The sequence below is a fragment of the Bradyrhizobium ontarionense genome, from assembly GCF_021088345.1.
In the GTDB taxonomy this organism is placed as follows: Bacteria; Pseudomonadota; Alphaproteobacteria; order Rhizobiales; family Xanthobacteraceae; genus Bradyrhizobium; species Bradyrhizobium ontarionense.
In genome coordinates this window covers 7,361,474-7,380,754 of the sequence record NZ_CP088156.1, presented here as the reverse complement: position 1 = coordinate 7,380,754, position 19,281 = coordinate 7,361,474, and the positions used below count along the sequence as shown (strand labels likewise).

The window sequence follows — 19,281 nt, the reverse complement described above, 5'->3', positions numbered from 1 at the left end:
TCCCTTAGATTGAGGATGCGCCTCGCCACCTGGCGCGCGTCTAGATCGGCGGCGATGCCTGCCTCAGGGTTTCCGATGGGCTCTCACCATAGACCTTCCGGTATTCCCCGGCGAAATGACCGGGACTACTGAAACCGCAGCGCAAGGCGATCGACGTCACGGTGTCGCCCGCTTCCGGATTGCACAGCATGCGGCGCGCATGCTGCATGCGGTTCTGCTTGATCTTCTCGCCAAGCGAAACGCCGTTGTCCGAGAAATACTGATAGACCGCGCGAGGGCTGATGCCATACCGGCCCGCCAGCTGTTCGATCGACGTCTTCTGTTGCCAGTGCGTCTCGATATGTTCCAGGATCCTCCGAATGGGCTCGGGTATTTCGCTGTCACGATCGAGGCGCGTCGCGGTGATGTCGATGGTCGAACCGACGAGGTGAATACGTCCGTCGGACGGATTGTAGACACAGCTTCCCATGCCGCGGACAAAGCGCGCTGCCCCATCTTTGTCGATCACCCGATAGTCCCGCGTGTAGCCGGTTCGCTTCGCGATGGCACGACGGATCGCCGTCTCGAGCGCGTCCTTGTCCTCCGGGTGTACGAAGCTCAACATGTCGCGGAGAGATGACGGTGAGGTGGTCGTCGAGTTCCGCGGATGATCGTCCGCCTCGACGACCAGGTTGAACGTCGCGAGTCCTGCGAGCTTTTCGGCAGCCGCAAGTTGGCTCTCCAGAATCTTGGTCGCCGTGATGTCCTCAACGACGGCGCAGAACCATTTCAGGCTGCCGGCGGCGTCCCGCACCGGATTGACGATCACGCGTCCCCAGACGACGCTCCCATCCAGCCGAAGATACCGCTTGTCGGCCTGATAGCCGTCGATCTCACCCGCGAGCAGCCGTTCGTGCTGCAGCCGGTTGCTCTCCCGGTCGTCGGGATGCGTCAGTTCCAAGAAACCGATGCCGCGGGCTCTGAGCTGCTCGAAGGTAAAACCGACGATCCGACAGCACTCGGCATTCGCAAAACGAATGCGCCCCGTTTCGATGTCGACGATCGAAATACCAACGCCAAGACTGTCGAGAAAGACTCTCGGCATCCGGATGATCTCGGCAATATCTTTCTCGGGCATGTAGCAGCTGGTCAGCGCCTGGATTTCGTTGAGCCTACCGGCCGAGGTAGCCCCGATTTTGATCCAGGACAATCCGTCGGTGCGACACTTGATCGCTGTAGATAAGGACTACTACGCACTTCCTGCAGAATCCGAACAGGCCTGCAGATAACCGCCTAACTAAATCTTACTGACGGCCTGATATATTGAATAAAGCCCGGGATTTCACGGGGATTTTGCATTCGCGAAGCCTTCAGCACCGGTTGATGCGACCGCTTTTCAACAGGAGATCATCATGTTTGGCCGCAAGAATCACGGCGAGGCCCTGGCCGTCCTGGCCGCGAATGCGATCACCGCGAAGGTAATGGTCGCGGACGACAAGCTCAACATCGTCTACATGAACGAAGCGGTGACGGCGCTGCTGCGGGAGGCAGAGCCGGACCTGAAGACGCAGTTGCCGAACTTCCGCGTCGACGCCCTGATCGGCACCAACATCGACGTGTTCCACAAGGACCCGTCGCACCAGCGGCGCATGCTGCAGGCGCTCACCTCCGAGCACCGCGCAACCATCAAGATCGGTAAATGGGTGTTCGACCTGGTCGCGCAGCCCTTGAGACGTCCGGACGGAAGCCGCGCAGGAACCGTGGTCGAATGGTCCGACGCGAACGTGCGCCTGCAGAACCTCGACTACGGCGCCCAGGTCGCGGCGATCGGCCGATCACAGGCTGTGATCGAGTTCAATCTCGACGGCACCATCATTACCGCCAACGACCATTTTCTGAATGCGCTAGGCTACAGCCTGCCGGAGATCCAGGGCAAGAAGCATAGCATGTTCGTTGCGCCGGCGGAGCGCGACAGTGCGGCCTACCGCGAATTCTGGGCCGCGCTGAATCGCGGTGAATATCAGGCCGCCGAGTACAAGCGGATTGGAAAGGGCGGCAAGGAGGTCTGGATCCAAGCGTCCTACAATCCGGTGTTCGACCAGAACGGAAAGCCATTCAAGGTGGTCAAGTTCGCCACCGACGTGACCGCCCAAAAGCTCAAGAATGCAGATCTCGCCGGACAGATCCAGGCCATCGGCAAATCGCAGGCCGTGATCGAGTTCGGCCTGGATGGCACCATCATCGATGCCAACGACAATTTCCTCCACGCCCTCGGCTATACACTATCCGAAGTCAAGGGCCGTCATCACTCCATGTTCGTGGATGCGTCGGAACGGGACAGTCAGGCTTATCGTGATTTCTGGGCCGCCCTCAATCGGGGAGAGTACCAGGCCGCAGAATACAAGCGCATCGGCAAAGGGGGTCGCGAGGTCTGGATTCAAGCCTCCTACAATCCGATCCTCGATCTCAACGGCAAGCCGTTCAAGGTGGTGAAATACGCCACTGACGTGACCAAGCAAGTCCTGGTGCGGATGGGCAATGAGCGTGTCCGCGGCATGATGGAGTCGGTCGCGGCCGGCGCCGAGGAGCTGAATGCCTCCGTCCGCGAGATTTCGGAAGCCATGACGAAGTCGCGCGAGACCGCAATGGGGGCGGCGGACCGGGTCGCCTCCGCCGATTCGCAGGCCAAGCGCCTGAGCGATGCGACGCAGGCGATGAGCGGCATCGTCGAATTGATCGGCAACATCACCGGGCAGATCAATCTGCTGGCGCTCAACGCGACCATCGAATCGGCGCGCGCCGGCGACGCCGGCCGCGGCTTTGCCGTGGTCGCATCAGAGGTCAAGAACCTCGCCAATCAGGCCAAGGCGGCCACCGACAAGATCGGCGCGGAAATCGCCGGACTGAACGAGATATCGAGCGAGGTCGTGAACGCGCTGAACGCGATCAAGGTCGAGATCCAGAACGTCAGCGAATATGTCACATCGACCGCGGCCGCGGTCGAAGAGCAGAGCACCGTCACCGGCGAGATGTCGTCCAGCATGCAGCGGGCAGCGTCAGAAGCGCAGGCGATTTCTGCAGGCAAAGCGTAGGGGTCCGCATTCGTTCAGGCCTCGCGCGCGCGAACATCCCGGAGAAGGCGGACCCGCGCGGCCGTTCCGGGGATCAATGTCGCGCGGTATCCCAGGTTACCGGCAAATTGAGCAGGCCGCGGAACGCCCAGCCGCCGATGCGCACCAGGACGTCGTCGCGGAGACGCAGGTTCGAAAGCCGCGCAAACAGCGTCGGCAATGCGACCTCGGCAATCATCGCGCGCGAGGCCCAGGCACCGGCGCAGAAATGCGGGCCGGCGCCGAAGGCGATGCTTTTGGAAACGTCCCGGCGAATGTCGAAGCGGTCGGGATCGGCGAAATGCGCCTCGTCGCGATTGGCCGAGCCGAACATCAGGAACACCCGCTCCTCCGGCTCGAAGGTGACGTCACGGATGGTCCAGGGCTTGGCGATTCGCCGCGGCGACATGCCGATCGGCGAGATCCAGCGCGCATATTCCTCGAACACCTGGAGCCAGGGTACCCTGCCCTCGCACGCCGGCGCGAGCTGATCGGGATGCGTCAGCAGCGCCCAGACCGCGCCGGCGATGGCGTCGCGCGGCTCGTTCTGGCCGCCTGAGATCGCGAGCTTGATGTTGGCACGGATACTCTCCATCGGCATGCCCGCGGCGAGCATGACGCCGAGCAGGCTCTGATTGGGATGCTGCTCCAGCACCGGCAGCATGTCGTCGATCGCGGCATCGATGCCGGATGTCGCAGCAACGCAACGCGCCTCCACCGCCGCATCACTCGTGTAGTTGGCGATGCCGTCGATCATGGCTTGCGACCACGCGTTCATGTCCTGGAACCGCATGTTGGTCAGCCCGGTGATCAACTTCAGGCATTCGGCCGAGAACGGCAGCGCGAAGTCGCTGACGAGATCGACCTCGGCCGCCGGATCGAGCGCATCGATCAGCCGGTCGGCGTGGGCCTGGAACTGGGTCAGCCAATGCACCCGCACGGCCCGCGGCGACACCGCGGGCGCGATCGCCTGGCGCTCGGCCATGTGCGCAGCGCCGTCCTTGCGCATCATGTTGTGGCCCATCAGCCGGTTCATCAGCCCCTGCGGCTGATGCGAGCTGAACACCTCGATCTGCTTCTCCGAGACAAAGATGTCGTCGCGGCGGCACAGCAGCGTGCTGCCGAGCTGCGGCACGAAGGCGATCGGCGCTTCTTTCCGCATGCGCGCCAGAGCCGGATAAGGATCGGCCCAGAACGCAGCCGTATCGATGTCGAAACGCGGTGCGGTGCTCACGAGTCCTCCTTCCGGCAGAAGGGCGCACCATAGGCCTGGCCGCCGCTTCCGTCTGTCCCGGCGATGGGTGACAGGATGCGTGCCGGCGCAGCTCAGTTCAGCGGCCGCGGCGTCGCGACCAGCCGCAGGGCAATCGCGAACAGCTCGTTCTGCGAGGCGATGCCGAGCTTCTCATAGGCGCGCTTGCGATACGTGAAGACAGAGTTCAGGGCGATGCCGAGATCTCCGGCGATCGCCTCCGAGGTGAAGCCTGAGAGGATGCGGCGGCACACGTCCTTCTCGCGCGTGGTCAGCACCGACAGCGGCCCGCCGGGCGCGAACAGCTGGGCAAGCTTGTCGGCCGGATCCATCACGGCCGCGCGGTCCTGGCAATGACGCGCGACGATGGCGCCGACCAGCGGCGCGACAACAGCGATGCGCTGCCGCTCGTCGGGCGCGAAGCCGCCTTGCACCGCCGTGCGATAGAAGTTCACGTAGTAGCAGTGATCGCCGACCCAGATCGCGGTGGCCGCCTTGTCGACGATCTCAGAGTCCTCGAAAAACAGCTTGCGATAGCCCTTGGGGTACATGCGGCGCGCGAAGTTCGGCAGCAGGATGTGGCGGGCTGGCGCGCGCTCGCGGAAGATCGTGTCCCGGTTGGGATCGGCGGTGTGGAAATGCTCCGAATAGGCGGCACCGAGATCGGGGCCGATCGCGATGTTTCCCGCGCTCAGCAGGCAACGCGCCGAGCCCTGGTCCTCGAAGGTGAACACCATGCAGTGGCCGACATCGGCGACGGTGCGCAATGTGTCGATCAGGACATCCGGAAACGACGTCTGTCCGATCGCGAGCACCATCGCGCTGACGGCGCCGGCGGCCTCGACGCCAGGCCTGTGGGCCTCCATGCGTTCCTCCCGGATGTTCTGTTGCCGAAGCCTAGCAGCAACCGCGATCTGCTGGAAGCTCTGCGCGGCGCGCGGCGCGTCACCAACCACGGGGACAGACGCATCAGGTGTGACCGGCTATCCTCGCCGGCTCGAAGTCTCGGCCGGTCAACGCGCCGGACACGCTCAACGGGGAGGAACCATGATGAGAGCCGTTCTGACTGCGCTCGGCATTGCAGCAACGATGGTGCTCACCGCGGCGGATGCGTGGGCCGACATCAAGGTCGGTATCGTGGTGTCCGCGACCGGTCCGGGCTCGGCGCTCGGACAGCCGCAGATCAAGACGGTCGCCGCGCTGCCGAAGGAGATCGGCGGCGAAAAGGTCGTCTACATCGCGCTCGACGATGAGTCCGACAGCGTGAAGGGGTTGCAGAACGCGCGCCGCCTGGTGATCCAGGACGGCGTCGACGTCATCATCGGGTCGTCGCTGACGCCGGTCACCATGCCGATGCTCGACGTCGCGCTCGAAAGCAAGACGCCGCTGCTGTCGCTGGCGGCCTCGACCGCCATCGTGCAGCCGATGGACGACAAGCGCAAATGGGCCTTCAAGGTCGTGCCCAATGACGACATCATGGCCGCGGCGATGCTCAAGCACATCGCCAAGACGGGGGTGAAGACGCTCGGCTTCATCGGCGTGTCCGACGGCTATGGCGAGGGCTACTATCAGGAGGTGACGAAGCTGGCGCCGAAGCTCGGGCTCACGGTGACCACCCACGAGGTCTATGCCCGCGGCGATACCAGCGTCACCGGCCAGGCACTCCAGGTGATCGCGACCAATCCAGATGCCGTGTTCATCGCCTCGGCCGGCACGCCGGCGGTGCTGCCGCAGCAGGCGCTGCGCGAGCGCGGCTACGCCGGAAAGATCTTCCAGACCCACGGCGTGGCCACGCAGGAGTTCATCAAGCTCGGCAAGGAGAATGTCGAGGGCGCCGTGTTCGCCGGCGAGGCGTTCTCGATCGCCGACGATCTTGCCGCGGAGGATCCGTTCCGGCGGGCTCATGACGAGTTCGTCGCCGCCTATCGGGCCGCCAATGGCGACACGCCGAACATCTTCGCGGCTCACCTCTGGGACACGGCCGCGCTGCTCAAACGCGCCATCCCCGGCGCGTTGAAAACGGCCAGGCCCGGCACGCCCGAGTTTCGCGCCGCGCTGCGCGACGAGCTCGAACGCGGCAAGGACGTCTATCTCAACAACGGCCTGTCCAACATGAGCCCGACCGACCACAACGGCTACGACGAGCGCTCGGCGTTCCTGATCAAGGTCGAGGGTGGCAGGTTCAGGCTGGTGAAGTAGGTGGGCCCTCGCCTCTCCCCACATGCCGCGCCACGTGTCGACGCAACCTCTCTCGCCACGGACGGCGCAACCTCTCCCCGCCCTTTGCGGGGAGAGGTCGGATTGCGCAGCAATCCGGGTGAGGGGCATGGCACATACGCGGCCCAGATCGCAGGTCCATCGGACAGGCACAGCGGTTCCGCGTGGCTACGAAACAGAGATGTTCACTTCCCAGCAGAGCTGAGGAAGGTGAGCTCAGCGGCACCTCCCGCATGGCTGCCCCTCACCCCGATCCTCTCCCCGCGAAGAACGGGGAGAGGGGGCGCAGTGCCGGTGTGGAGAGAGCTCGAATTCAACTGATAAGGACGCCAAATAGAACGACTGCCGAGCTGAGCGAGCTCCTCCCTCACGCCGACAGACTCGCCACCGCCGCCTTGCCGAGGATCAGATCGCCGGCCTTGTCGCCGATCATCAAGGTCGCGGCGTTGAGGTTGGCCGAGATCATGCGGGGCATGATCGAGGCGTCGGCGACGCGCAGGCCCGAGAGGCCGTGCACGCGGAGCTGGTCGTCGACCGTCGCCCACGTCGACTCCGCCGGGCCCATGCGGCAGGAGCAGCCGGGATGGAAGGTGGTGGTGGCGCGCTGCGTCGCCGCGGCCAGGAACTCGTCGTCGGTGTTCACCTTCGGACCCGGGAAATCCTCGTAGGCGTAGTACGGCGCGAGCGGCGCCGACGCCAGCAGCCGGCGCGCCAGCTTCATGCCGGCGACGACGACGCGGCGATCGAGCTCGGCGGTGAGATAGTTGGTCTGGATCAGCGGCTGATCGAACGGATCGGCAGAGCGAAGTCGCACATAGCCGCGGCTCTCCGGACGCTGCTGCCAGGACGCGACGGTCATGCCGGGCTCGTCCTCGAGCTGGCCCTGCACGCCCTCCTTGTAGCTCGCCGGCGTGAAGGTAAGCTGCAGGTCGGAGCTCTCGGCGGTCTCACCGGAGTGCCAGAAGCAGTACACCATGGTCGGCGACAATGACAGGATGCCCCGCCGCGTGACCGCCCATTTCAGCGCTTCGCCCCACAGGTTGAGACCGCGCGCGAGCTCGTTGATGGTCTTGATGTTCTTGACGCGCGCGACCGTGCGCGGCGCGTAGTGGTCCTGCAGCCCCTCGCCGACGCTGTTGAGCGCATGGCGCACCTCGATGCCGTGCTCCTGCAGCAGCTCGGGCGCGCCGATGCCGGACAGCTGCAGCAGTTGCGGCGAATTGTAGGTGCCGCCCGACAGGATCACTTCTTTCCGCGCGCGCACCTCGACCGGCACGCCGCCGCGCCCGCCACGGCTATAGCGCACGCCGACTGCGCGCTTGCCTTCGAGCACGACGCCGGTGGCATGGGCATGGGTGCGCACCTCGACGTTCGGCCGCTTGCTGGCCGGGCGCAGGAACGCGGTCGCAGACGACACGCGGCGGCCGTTCTGGATTGTGCGCTGGACGTAGGACACGCCCTCCTGGATCGCGCCGTTGTAGTCGGGATTGCGCGGAATGCCGAGCGACACCGCGCCGTCCATGAAGGACTCGCACAGCCTGTCTTTCCACTCCATGGTGGTCACGATGAGGTTGCCGTCGCGGCCGCGATACTGATCCTCGCCGGCGCCGATGCGTTTCTCCATGCGCTTGAAGTGGGGCAGCACGTCGGAGTAGCTCCAGCCGCGATTGCCCATCTGGGCCCAGGTGTCGAAGTCCTGGCGCTGGCCGCGGTTGTAGACATGGCCATTGATCGACGAGGAGCCGCCGAGCGTCTTGCCGCGCGGCGCGTAGATGCTGCGCCCGGCGGTATAGGGCCCCGGCTCCTGCTGGTAGCCCCAATTGATGCTCTTCATGTAGAAAGTCTTGATGAAGCCGGCCGGCAGATGGATGTAGGGATGCCAGTCGCGCGGGCCTGCTTCCAGCACACACACCGTCACCGACGGGTCCTCGCTGAGGCGGCTGGCGAGCACGCAGCCGGCGGAGCCGGCCCCCACGATCACATAGTCGAACGTATCCATCTCGTCTGTCGTCCCGGTCTCTCTCATCATCGCCGTCGGCGCGTCGGCAAAAGCGCCATAGCGCGATCAGCGCGGCTTGTCATTCAATTGGTAGTCGAGATGCGCCTTCACGGTCGGCCATTCGGACGCGGTGATGCTGTAGACGACGGTATCCCGCAGCGTGCCGTTCGGCGCGATCTGGTGGCTGCGCAGGATGCCATCCTGCTTGGCGCCGAGCCGCTCGATGGCGCGCCGGCTCTGGTGATTGAAGAAATGCGTGCGGAACTCGACGGCGATGCAGTTCATCGCCTCGAACGCGTGCGCCAGCAACAGCCTCTTGCACTGCGTGTTGAGCGCGCTGCGCTGCACCCGCTTCGCGTACCAGGTCGAGCCGATCTCGACACGGCGGTTGGCGGCATCGACATTCATGTAGGTGGTCATGCCGGCCACGCGCCCGTCGGCATCGAGCACCGTGAACGGCTGCATGCTACCGGCCGCGAGCAGGCCGAGGCGGCGTTCGATCTCCCTGGCCATGGTCTCGGGTTTCGGAACTGCGGTGTACCACAGGTTCCACAATTCGCCGTCGCTGACGGCCTCGACCAGCGCGTCGTGATGGTCCGGCGACAGCGGCACAAGGCTGGCGTGCGGGCCGCGGAGGGTGACCGGTTCGAGAAAGGGCATCAGCAGTTTCCGTCATTGCGAGGAGCGCAAGCGACGAAGCAATCCACGATCGAGCATGCCGCTCTGGATTGCTTCGCTGACGCTCGCAATGACGGGACTATCACGCGAAGCGTCACTTGTTCAGAAAATTCAGCGGCAGGCCCGGCCGCGGCCAGTCCATCGCCACCAGTTCGCCCCGGCCCGACAGCGTGATGTAGGCCGTCTTCAGCTCCGGCCCGCCGAAGGCGATGTTCGTCGTCACGCGGTCACCGGTCGGCACTTGCTCGACCAGGGTGCCGTCGGGGGCGATCACGCTGATGCAGCCCGACACCAGCGTTGCGACGCAGACATTGCCGCCGGCCTCGACCGCGAGCGAATCGAACATCTGGTAGCCGCCGAGGCCCGCGAGCGGACGGCCACGCTCGCCGCGATAGATCACCTCGCGCGGCTTGACGGTGCCGGGCTCCGAGAGGTCGTAGGCCCACAGCCGCGCGGTCGGCGTCTCCGCGATGTAGACCGTCTTCTCGTCGGGCGACAGGCCGATGCCGTTGGCCGGCAGGATGCCGTGGACGGCCTCGACGATCTCGCTCATGCCGGGCTTGAGATAGTAGAACGCGCCGACATCCATGTCGCGGGCGCGGCGCTTGCCGAGATCGGAGAACCACAATCCGCCGTGCCGGTCGAACACGAGGTCGTTGGGCCCGCGCAGCTCATGCTCGCCGCAGCGGCTGACCACGGTCTCGACCTTGCCGCTCTGCAGATCGACGCGCTGGATCGAGCCGCCGAGATAGTCCTCCGGCTGCGGGCCCGGCATGATGATCTTGCCGGTCGGAATCCAGGAGAAGCCGCCATTGTTGCAGATGTAGATCTTGCCGTCCGGTCCGAGCGCGGCGCCGTTCGGCCCGCCCGGAATCTGCGCCACCACGTCCTTGCGTCCGTCGGGCCACACCCGCGTCAGGCGCCGGCCGCGGATCTCGACCAGCACCACGGAGCCGTCGGGCATCACCACCGGCCCTTCCGGAAATTCGAGATCGGTGGCGAGCACGCGCATGTTGGACATCGGACGGCCTCCCGCTTTCGTTGTCGCATGGCACGGCTGAGGGCGGCCACCACAACGGCGTTCTTGTTGTGCGGAGGTTATCGCAAAGCCGATGCAGCTTGCCAAGCAAGCGGTGCGTTCCGGCGCCGCAGGGCAGCTCTGCAGCACTGGACGCAAGCATTTCGCTAGGTAACGATCGGCACCCAGATCTCGAGACCGCCATTGCCGGTGAGCGGATCGAAGCACCGGTCATAGCGCTCGAAGTTCGGCGCATCCGCAACCGTGTAGCCCGACGACGGCAGCCAATGATTCCAGATCGTGCTGACGGTGCGGCGAATCATCGAGATGTGCTCAGCATGGGAGAACACGGCGAAGGTCGCTGCCGGGATGCGGATTCTGGCGAACGCGCGCGGCAGGTCGGAAAAATCAGCCACCTCGACGCCGGCGATGTAGTCGAAATTGCCGGCATCATCGCCGTTGCAGCAGACGCCGTAAGCGAGACCGCCGACACGGGCCGGAATCCCCCCAACCATCTGGTGAAAGCGGCGCCATAGCGCCGGAATGCCGGCTCCGTTGTCATGGCTGAACCGCTCGGCGACACCCGCGACGAGCAGCGCGTTGTTGTGCACGAGGCGCGGAGGCGTAAGGGTGGCAAGCGGGCTCGAATCCATCATGACAGGCTCCTGCAACGACAGACCGGCGACCGAAGCGCGTGCGCGCACCGCGTCCGGCGTGATACCGAGCTGATCGCGAAACGCGCGGGTGAATGCTTCATGGGAGCCGTAGTCCGCCTCCAGCGCCAGGCTGAGAATATCCGGCGCACCATTCGCGAGCGCACGTGCCGCCTCGCTGAGTCGACGCAGCCGCACATAGCGCATCACCGAGTGGCCGGTGGCCGCGGCGAATGCGCGCACGATGTGGAAGCGTGACACGCCGGCCATGCCGGCGACGTCATCGAGCGACAGCGGCGCCGACAGATGGCTTTCGATGAACCAGAGCGCCTTCTGGGCCGGATTGGTCGACATGCGCCTCTCCTTCGAAGCGGCCAATCATGCACCGCGCGCGGCCGTGGCGGCTTGATCGTTATTGCGCTGCGCCCGGCAGACGCGTGCTATTTGCCGTTCGGCTTCGCAGGCGGCGCGTCCTTTGCGGCCGGTGCATCGGCCTTCTTCTTGAGCTCGTCGGACAATTTCACCTGTGAAGCCTTCAGCTCGTCGACAACGCCCTGCTGTGCGATCAGCGCCGCCTTCAGCGCTTGAATCTGGCGATTGGCCGCATCGAGCTTCTGCTGATGATCGAGCGACTGCTTCGTCATCGTCTTCTGCAGGAAATCGATGTTGCTCTGCAGGCATGAGGTCCGGCGGTCCATCGCCTTCTCCGCAGTGCAGATCTCAATGCCAGGAATATCCTGCGCTTGCACAGCAGAGCTCGCGCACCACATTGCGAGCAAACACGTGGCAACAAACATTCGCATCACAATTTTCTCATTGGCTTGCCAAACACATGATTTTGCATGGAACTGATGGAGTTTCCGGAATGATACCATACTGAGACCTCAATCGCGCATTGAAGTTCCGCCTGGGACCCGTTTTTAGGGAGATGCACAGAATGGCTACGCGCGAAAAACGGTTAGCGCAATTCGACGGCAGCGGTGAGCCACCGCCCGGGCAGACGGTCGAGGTGCTGTGCGAGGATCACAGCGGCACCTATCAACTTCCGTTCCAGTGTTTCTACATTGATGGAAAATGGCACAACAAGGAATCCGGCGGCGCGCTCGAAGCCACGGTGATCGGCTGGCGCTTGCCGCGCGCGCGTTATGAGGAGCGCAACGGACGGCGTCACCAGCCAAGCTTCGTTTCCGATCGCGCTTCGTCTTATTGATCACACCGGGCCCTGAGTTCTGCTCAGGGCCGGTCTTGCCGGAAATATGATTTCGAACGCAGATTGAGCATCACGACAGGATAGGCCATCAACAGCGCGCCGGTGACGACTGCAAGAGCGGCCGTCCCAACGTCGAGCACATTGTCGCCCCAAGCCCTTCGCCACATCGCAATCGCCACGGGAAAGAACAGAATCAGCGCCGTCGCCAGCCCCGGCGAGAATCTACCTCCGCTGCGCAGGAACGGCAGAATGTGGAAAAAGATGGCGTTGATGATCATCAGTGCTGCGTAGGCGAGCGGCGCCAGCGGCCATGTCTCGGCGAGCTCCGCCTGCACCGCGCCGAGCACGACCACCAGCGCATTCGTCACGTAGAAGTCGCTCCACTCGACCGGCAGCTTCATCACCGCACGGGCCCAGTTGCGCCAATCGAACGTATATTCTTCCAGGATGTGCGCGCCGTAGGCCGCGAGCGCGAGCCATGCCAGTGACGTCAGGTTCATGATCGATCCTCCCTCGCGCGGGTGTAACGGCATCCCGTCGACACGCAAGGAGAGGCGGTGGCCCAGCGGCTGGCCCGCGAAAACGCAGGCTCTGTGTCAAGATGCGACGCCGCAGACGCCGGCCTTAAGGTTTGGAACGCGGCCGGAACGAATCACGTCCGAATCGGCGGCCGCGCCAGGTACGGCACTTGTTCACGGCTACATGTCGGCCGCGCCGGAGACGACCCACGACATGCAGAAACGATGCATCCGGCCGTGCGAGGCGACCGGATGCCAGGAGTTAACGAGATCGATGACGGATGAGGCTCGCCGGCTCAGGTCCAGGGCGTCACCGGCGGCACGTTGTCGGTGGCCGGCGGCATCTCGACGGTCTTGAAATCCGCCGGGCTGACGATTTCCATATATTCCATGTCGGGGGAATAATCGTAGAGGTAGTGCGTGATGCCCGGGCGCTGGTGCACGACGTCACCGGCCTTCACCAGCGTGGGCTTGTCCTCGTACATGAAGCGGGCCCAGCCCTTCATCATGATGACGATCTGGAAGTCGCAATCGTGCCGATGCCATCCGGTGCCGTCGACCGGCGGGCAATCGGGATTGGCCTTGACGAGATGGCAGATCACCTGACCGCCGGTGGCGTCGGCGATGCCGAGATCGCGATAGAGGAAGAAGTCACGCAAGCCACCGCCCGTGTAGTCGGTGTCTTCGGGCTTCACGTGCGAGAACTTGGTCACTGCGGCATGCTGGTTCATCAGGGCCTCCACCGGTTGATCGCGGCATCGGCAACCTCTTGAGGCCCGTGATCGGCCACAGTGGCCACCTCGCCCGAAAGCGGATTGTGCCATGCGAAAACCGCGCCACGCCCTGCCTGCGGTGCAAGGATCCGCCGCACCGGACCGCACCCCGATCCGAACCGATTGTTAACAACCGGTTTTCGCGCACGCCGCCCGATCGTATGGCGGCGGACGGAGGCAGCATCCGATCCGCGCACAGACCGTGTTTCCGGCTTCAAATTGGGCAGCGACTGCCCGGCGCGTGAGCCGTCGTGTCGCTGGTCAGGCGACAGCCGCCGCTGCGACCGGCGCCGGCGGCCGGCCGAAAAGCCGCTAATACTCGACCTCGAGCTCCTCGATCTCCTCGGGCTCGGCGTTCGCAGCCGCGATCCATTCCCGCATCTCCGGCATCGCCATGATGAGATCGGCATAGGCCTCGAGCTGCGGCTCGAGCTTCACCTCATAGGTGACGAAGCGCGTCACCACCGGCGCGTACATCGCATCCGCCATGCCGCGCTGGCCGAAAAGAAAGGGACCGCCCGACTTGTCCAGGCAGTCGCGCCAGATCGCCCAGATGCGGTCGATGTCGGCCTGGGCGCGGGTCCAGACCTTGAAGCCCGGAAAATGCCCCTTGAGATTGACCGGCAGCGAGGCCCGCAAAGTCGTGAATCCGGAGTGGATTTCGCCACAGATCGAGCGGCAATGCGCCCGCTGGATGCGGTCTGCCGGCAGCAGGCCAACGTCCGGGAAGGTCTCGTTGAGGTATTCCGCAATTGCCAGCGTATCCCAGATCGTGGCGCCGTCGTGCCGGAGGCACGGCACCAGGATCGACGACGACAGCAGCAGGATCTCCGCCCGCGCCGATGCGTCGTCCGGCCCCACGACCACTTCATCGAAATCGAGCCCGGCAAACTTCGCGAGCAGCCAGCCGCGCAGCGACCATGACGAATAGTTCTTGCTGCTGATGGTCAACGTCGCTTTGGCCATGTCGCCCTACCCCCTTGTCGCTTTTCGTTCGGCCGCGGACATCAGCCGTCCGGCGTTGCCGCGGATGGATCGTGTGCGGAGCCGGATACTCCAGGCATTTCACGCAGCAAGCGACATGCCAGTTTTTGAGGCAAGACTCTCGGCCTCTGGCTCCGATATTGCATACATCGATATTGCATACGTCAAGTTGACGTGACGGATCGGACCCGATGGCGCTGTTGTACCAAGCCTACCAGAACCACATGGACCTGACCGAGCCGTGGCGCCAGGGCGCAGCGGCCGCGTTGCGCTATCTCAATCTGATCCCGTCCGGCCTGTCCCACCGCGCCTTCCGGCGCCTGTCCGCGGCGTTCGAACTGATCTCGCGCTCCACCCTGACCTATGCCCGACCGGCCTATGCTATCGACAGCGTGATGGTCGGCAACCGTGAGGTTGCGGTCACCGAGGAAGTCACGTTCAAGACGCCGTTCGGGTCGCTGCTGCATTTCAAGAAGGACGGCGCGCCTGAGCAGCCGCGGGTGCTGCTGGTGGCGCCGATGTCGGGCCATTTCGCGACCCTGCTGCGCGGCACTGTGAAGACTCTGCTGCAGGATCACGACGTCTACATCACCGACTGGCACAATCCGCGCGACATTCCGCGCAAGCATGGCCGCTTCGGGCTGGAGGATTACACTGATCATCTGATCACCTTCCTCAGTCAGCTCGGGCCGCGCCCGCACATGGTCGCGATCTGCCAGCCGTCGGTGTCGGCACTGGCGGCGACCGCCATCATGTGCGAGGACAACCACCCGTCGCGGCCGGCGACGCTGACCCTGATGGCGGGACCGATCGACACCCGCATCCTGCCGACCAAGGTCAACGACTTCGCCAAGAGCAAGCCGATCGACTGGTTCGAGGGCAATCTGATCCACTACGTGCCGTTCCAGTGCGGCGGCGCATTCCGGAAAGTATATCCCGGCTTCGTGCAGCTCACAGCCTTCGTGTCGATGAACCTCGAGCGCCACGTGAAGCAGCACATGGATCTGGCCAATCACCTCGCCAAGGGCGAGATCGAGAAGGCCGAGACCATCAAGACCTTCTACGACGAATATTTCGCGGTGATGGACCTCCCGGCGGAATTCTACATCGAGACCGTGCGCGACGTGTTCCAGGAGCACCTGCTGCCGCAGGGCAAGCTGATGCATCGCGGCCGGCCGGTGGATCCGAAGGCCGTCCGGCGCATCGGCCTGATGACGGTCGAGGGCGAACGCGACGACATCTGCTCGATCGGCCAGACGCTCGCCGCGCAGGACATCTGCACCAATGTGCGCGCCTATCGCCGCGTCCATCACATGCAGGCCGGCGTCGGCCATTACGGCGTGTTCAGCGGCAAGAAGTGGAATAACGAGATCTATCCGCTGCTGCGGGATTTCGTGCACGTCAATTCGTGAGCGTGCCGCGCTTCCGTTGCGCCCGCGATAAGGTGACTGACGGCGTCTCGCCGAACTTTTCGCGATAGGCGCCCGCCGTGCGTCCGAGATGCGTCAATCCGAGTTCGAAGGCGAGGTCGATGATGCGCGTCTGTGGCGACGCCACCATCAGCTGCGCATTCAGCCGGGCCAGACGGATATCGAGCAGCATGTCGGAGATCGACATGCCGAAATGGCGGCGGAAGCCGCCCTGCAGCGCACGAATCCCGACGCCGGCGGCTGCAGCGAGCTGCGTCAGATCAAGTGGCTCGCCCGCCTGCGCGTGCAGGAGGTCGCGCGCCCTGCGCACGGCCTTTGGCAGCGTGTCGAGCCGGCCGGAATAGCGCCTGATCGCCTCCGTCAGACCTTGGCTCGGCTGCTGAAACAGCACGTCGAGCAGCGTCTCGCGCCAATCGGCCGCCGCGACGGCCGACAGCCGGCGCTCACCCCCCACGCGTTCAGCCAGGCCGGCGAGCTCGGTGACGTGCGCCCGCAGCCGCCCGCCGGCATGGGCCGACAGTTCGACGGTGGGATCGAATTCGACCGGCCGCACCGGACGCCCAGACAATGCGGAGGCGCGCTGCTCGACCAGGCGGCGATCGAGCAGCAGGATGAGCTGGGCGCAGTTGTCCCAGATCATACGCGTCGGCAGCGTCGGCGACAGCAGCGATGCCGCGCAGTCCGGACCGGTCGCGACCTCGCAGGCCGCGGTGAAGATCCGCGCCGTGCCGGCCAGCGGCAACTGCACCAGGAAGAAGCGGTCGAGACATCCGGGATCAATGGTGACCGCGCCGCCATAGGCAACGTAGTTGATGGAGAAGCCGTCAAATGCCGCGCAATTATGCAGCGCGAGGAAATCATGCGCAGTCTTCGACTGCGGTTGAAGCCCGTGCGGACAGAAGATGCGGCCTATTTGTTCAGCAGCCTCATCGACATCGTGCGTTGCAACACGGCCATAGGCCGCGAGCCGCTGCGCTGCGGACAGTCCCGAACTGCGATCAGCAGCTGCGTTTGCAGTCATGATCCACATCGCCCGTCGAAATCATTTGAAACCTATAATAATTAGCATCTGGCGTCGAGGGATTCGTTTTGCGGATAGACACCACGCCGCAATCACTCGATCCTTCAGGCGTGTGCAGGAAGGAGATCCGTCATGATCACGCTCGAAAAAGGCATCACGCGCGCCGGCACCGGCTATGCCGGCAAGACCTGGAACATCCTGGGTCAGCTCTACTTCCCCAAAGCCATCACCGAGTCCACCTTCGCGTTCGAGACCAACAGCGAGCCCGGCCAGTTCGTCCCCGTTCACGTTCATCCGACCCAGGACGAATTCATCCTGGTGCAGGAGGGCGTGCTCGACCTCAAGCTCGACGGCGCCTGGGTCAAGGCCCATGCCGGCGATCTCGTGCGGATGCCGCGCGGCATCCCCCATGGCTACTTCAACAAGTCCGACAAGCCGGCGCGCGCGCTGTTTTGGGTGTCGCCGATGCAGAAGCTGGAGGCGCTGTTCAACATGCTGGATAATCTCGCCGACCCGGCCGAGGTCGTGCGGATCTCGGCCGAGCACGAGGTCGACTTCCTGCCGCCCGAGGCCAACGACTAGGCGGCAGCGCCAGCCCAGCGTCGAGCGCACAATTCCTCATTGCAACACGGCGCGTGACGAACGCAATCGGTTTTGCACGCCCTGCAGCATGAGGAGATGCACCGCCTGAACTACGTGTGATCGGCGACATTAGCCTCGCCCTGATTTCGACGCTGGCCGGTCCGTCGGCGTCGCATGCTTCGGTCGCGCCGGGCGACCTTCGTCATCGTCAAGTTCTTCAGCGAGCTCTTGCAGCGCGGCAGGTAAAGGCTGTCCGCATGCGGCTGTGCGCTCGACAACAGGAGGTCCCATGATCAATCGAAAAAACGTCTGCGTGATCGGCGCCGGCGTCTCCGGCCTCGCAGCAGCGAAGGCATTTGCGACCCGCGGCCATAACGTGACCATTGTCGAGCGGAGCGCCGATCTCGGCGGCGTGTGGGAGCCTGCCCGCTCCTATCCCGACGTGCAGACGCAGAGCCCCAAGGAGCTCTATCGCTACACCGACAAAGCGATGCCCGACAGCTATCCGGAATGGCCGAAGGGACCGCAGGTCTATGCCTATCTAGCCGACTACGCGAAATCCCATGACCTCGTCCGCCTGATGCGGCTGAACACGACCGTTTTCGCAATGCAACGGCGCGATGACGGCAGGCCGGGCTGGACGCTCGATCTCAAAACGGGAGATCGCACGACCCGCGAGGATTTCGATTTCGTGGCCATCTGCACAGGGCAGTTCAACGAACCGCAGACGCTGTCTCTTGCGGGCGAGGATCAGTTCAAGGCCGCCGGCGGCGAGATCATGCATTCCTCCAAATACAACGACGCCAGCCTCGCCAAGGGCCGCCACATGGTCGTGCTCGGCGGCTCGAAATCGGCCACCGACATCGCGGTCAACGCGGTACGCTCCGGCGCACGCTCGGTGACGACAGTGTTTCGCGAGCCGGTGTGGCGCATCCCCTACTTCATCGGCGGTCTCATCAACTTCAAGCGCATCCTCTACATCCGCGCCCAGGAGCAGATGTTCGCGAGCTGGGGCATTGGTCCCCTCTCCCGCCTCGCTCATCTCCTGGCCAGACCTCTCGTTTGGGCCAATTGGCGCGGCCTGGAGAGCCTGCTCAAGGCGCAGCTCAAGCTCGCGAAATGCAACATGGTGCCCAAGACGCGCATCGAGGATGGCGTGAACTGCTCGGTCCCGATCGCAACGCCCGACTTCTTTCCGATGGTCGCCGACGGCCGAATCAAGGCAGTGCTCGGCACCTTCGACCACTATGAGCCGAACACGATCGTCGCCAGCGGCGGCGAACGGATTGCGGCCGACGTGGCCGTGCTGGCGATCGGCTACAAGCTCGGCGTTCCCTTCCTGTCGGAGAGCGACCGCAGCAAGCTCGTCGATCCGGACGGGCAGTATCGGCTGTACCGGCTGATCGCCAATCCCGACCTCCCGGACATGGGCTTCGTCGGCTTCAATTCGAGCTTCTGCACGGTGCTCTGCGCGGACATGGCCGCCCACTGGCTGGTACGCTACGCCGACCGGCAATTGGCGCATCAGCCGAGCGAGCAGGAGATGCGCGACAACATCGAAATGATGCTGCATTTCAAGCGGGTCGAACGCCCGGCGGCGGGCGTTTACGGCGGACTATGTGTTGCACCCTATCACTTCAAGCATTTCGACGAATTGCTGTCCGACATCGGCGCCAGGCACCGGCGAAGGAACCCGTTGGCCGAGATGTTCAGCCCGCCCGATGCGGACGCCTATGGCGACTTCCTCGCCTCGGCCCCAGCCTACCAGGCTGGCGCCTGACGGCGCTAACTGCGCTGATCAGCGGCGCCTCATGGCCATCACGGCCGCGCCGCAACTGTGCCATAACTCCCGTTCGA

18 protein-coding genes are annotated in these 19,281 nt (G+C 64.3%); 6 read left to right on the top strand and 12 right to left on the bottom strand.

Annotated features, from left to right (window positions below; genetic code table 11):
* Window positions 1-40 precede the first annotated feature (40 nt).
* Complete coding sequence (locus tag LQG66_RS32365) at window positions 41-1,117, bottom strand: helix-turn-helix transcriptional regulator (protein ID WP_231319857.1); 1,077 nt, start codon at window positions 1,115-1,117, stop codon at window positions 41-43.
* Between the two features lie 274 nt (window positions 1,118-1,391).
* On the opposite strand from LQG66_RS32365, the gene LQG66_RS32360 reads away from it, so the two are divergent.
* The gene (locus LQG66_RS32360) at window positions 1,392-3,071 is read left to right on the top strand and encodes a methyl-accepting chemotaxis protein (protein WP_231319856.1); all 1,680 of its coding nucleotides are present in this window, start codon (window positions 1,392-1,394) and stop codon (window positions 3,069-3,071) included.
* Between the two features lie 73 nt (window positions 3,072-3,144).
* Here LQG66_RS32360 and LQG66_RS32355 read toward each other — a convergent pair whose 3' ends face one another.
* Window positions 3,145-4,323 (bottom strand): cytochrome P450, encoded by a 1,179-nt coding sequence (locus tag LQG66_RS32355; protein ID WP_231319855.1) that lies wholly within the window; start codon window positions 4,321-4,323, stop codon window positions 3,145-3,147.
* Between the two features lie 92 nt (window positions 4,324-4,415).
* A complete protein-coding gene (locus tag LQG66_RS32350) occupies window positions 4,416-5,207 on the bottom strand; it encodes a helix-turn-helix transcriptional regulator (protein WP_231319854.1) in 792 nt (263 codons plus the stop codon).
* Window positions 5,208-5,391: 184 nt separating this feature from the next.
* Here LQG66_RS32350 and LQG66_RS32345 point away from each other — a divergent pair, with 184 nt between their 5' ends.
* Window positions 5,392-6,540 (top strand): ABC transporter substrate-binding protein, encoded by a 1,149-nt coding sequence (locus LQG66_RS32345; protein WP_231328040.1) that lies wholly within the window; start codon window positions 5,392-5,394, stop codon window positions 6,538-6,540.
* A 385-nt stretch (window positions 6,541-6,925) separates the two neighbouring features.
* On the opposite strand, the gene LQG66_RS32340 is transcribed toward LQG66_RS32345, so the two are convergent.
* The 5 genes from LQG66_RS32340 to LQG66_RS32320 form a co-directional block, all read right to left on the bottom strand.
* Window positions 6,926-8,557 (bottom strand): GMC family oxidoreductase, encoded by a 1,632-nt coding sequence (locus LQG66_RS32340; RefSeq protein ID WP_231319853.1) that lies wholly within the window; start codon window positions 8,555-8,557, stop codon window positions 6,926-6,928.
* Window positions 8,558-8,623: 66 nt separating this feature from the next.
* Window positions 8,624-9,217 (bottom strand): GNAT family N-acetyltransferase, encoded by a 594-nt coding sequence (locus tag LQG66_RS32335; RefSeq protein ID WP_231319852.1) that lies wholly within the window; start codon window positions 9,215-9,217, stop codon window positions 8,624-8,626.
* Window positions 9,218-9,329: 112 nt separating this feature from the next.
* A complete protein-coding gene (locus LQG66_RS32330) occupies window positions 9,330-10,256 on the bottom strand; it encodes an SMP-30/gluconolactonase/LRE family protein (RefSeq protein WP_231319851.1) in 927 nt (308 codons plus the stop codon).
* Between the two features lie 164 nt (window positions 10,257-10,420).
* Window positions 10,421-11,260, bottom strand: coding sequence for an AraC family transcriptional regulator (locus tag LQG66_RS32325; RefSeq protein WP_231319850.1), 840 nt, complete (start codon window positions 11,258-11,260; stop codon window positions 10,421-10,423).
* Between the two features lie 86 nt (window positions 11,261-11,346).
* Window positions 11,347-11,709 (bottom strand): hypothetical protein, encoded by a 363-nt coding sequence (locus LQG66_RS32320; protein ID WP_231328039.1) that lies wholly within the window; start codon window positions 11,707-11,709, stop codon window positions 11,347-11,349.
* A 134-nt stretch (window positions 11,710-11,843) separates the two neighbouring features.
* Here LQG66_RS32320 and LQG66_RS32315 point away from each other — a divergent pair, with 134 nt between their 5' ends.
* Window positions 11,844-12,116, top strand: a complete 273-nt coding sequence (locus LQG66_RS32315; RefSeq protein WP_231319849.1) for a hypothetical protein — start codon at window positions 11,844-11,846, stop codon at window positions 12,114-12,116.
* Between the two features lie 23 nt (window positions 12,117-12,139).
* On the opposite strand, the gene LQG66_RS32310 is transcribed toward LQG66_RS32315, so the two are convergent.
* The 3 genes from LQG66_RS32310 to LQG66_RS32300 form a co-directional block, all read right to left on the bottom strand.
* Entirely contained in the window at window positions 12,140-12,616 is a 477-nt protein-coding gene (locus LQG66_RS32310; protein ID WP_231319848.1) for an HXXEE domain-containing protein, read from the bottom strand.
* A 314-nt stretch (window positions 12,617-12,930) separates the two neighbouring features.
* A complete protein-coding gene (locus tag LQG66_RS32305; protein WP_231319847.1) occupies window positions 12,931-13,365 on the bottom strand; it encodes a cupin domain-containing protein in 435 nt (144 codons plus the stop codon).
* A gap of 354 nt (window positions 13,366-13,719) precedes the next feature.
* Window positions 13,720-14,373, bottom strand: a complete 654-nt coding sequence (locus LQG66_RS32300) for a glutathione S-transferase family protein (protein WP_231319846.1) — start codon at window positions 14,371-14,373, stop codon at window positions 13,720-13,722.
* Between the two features lie 209 nt (window positions 14,374-14,582).
* On the opposite strand from LQG66_RS32300, the gene LQG66_RS32295 reads away from it, so the two are divergent.
* A complete protein-coding gene (locus LQG66_RS32295; protein WP_231319845.1) occupies window positions 14,583-15,803 on the top strand; it encodes a polyhydroxyalkanoate depolymerase in 1,221 nt (406 codons plus the stop codon).
* On the opposite strand, the gene LQG66_RS32290 is transcribed toward LQG66_RS32295, so the two are convergent.
* Window positions 15,793-16,842: an AraC family transcriptional regulator gene (locus LQG66_RS32290; protein WP_231319844.1), complete on the bottom strand. Its 1,050-nt coding sequence runs from the start codon at window positions 16,840-16,842 to the stop codon at window positions 15,793-15,795. The genes LQG66_RS32295 and LQG66_RS32290 overlap by 11 nt on opposite strands.
* A 132-nt stretch (window positions 16,843-16,974) precedes the next feature.
* Here LQG66_RS32290 and LQG66_RS32285 point away from each other — a divergent pair, with 132 nt between their 5' ends.
* Complete coding sequence (locus LQG66_RS32285) at window positions 16,975-17,424, top strand: cupin domain-containing protein (RefSeq protein ID WP_231319843.1); 450 nt, start codon at window positions 16,975-16,977, stop codon at window positions 17,422-17,424.
* Between the two features lie 289 nt (window positions 17,425-17,713).
* Window positions 17,714-19,204 carry a flavin-containing monooxygenase gene (locus tag LQG66_RS32280; RefSeq protein ID WP_231319842.1) on the top strand — a complete coding sequence of 497 codons (1,491 nt, stop codon included), beginning with the start codon at window positions 17,714-17,716 and terminating at the stop codon, window positions 19,202-19,204.
* The last annotated feature ends 77 nt before the right edge of the window (window positions 19,205-19,281 follow it).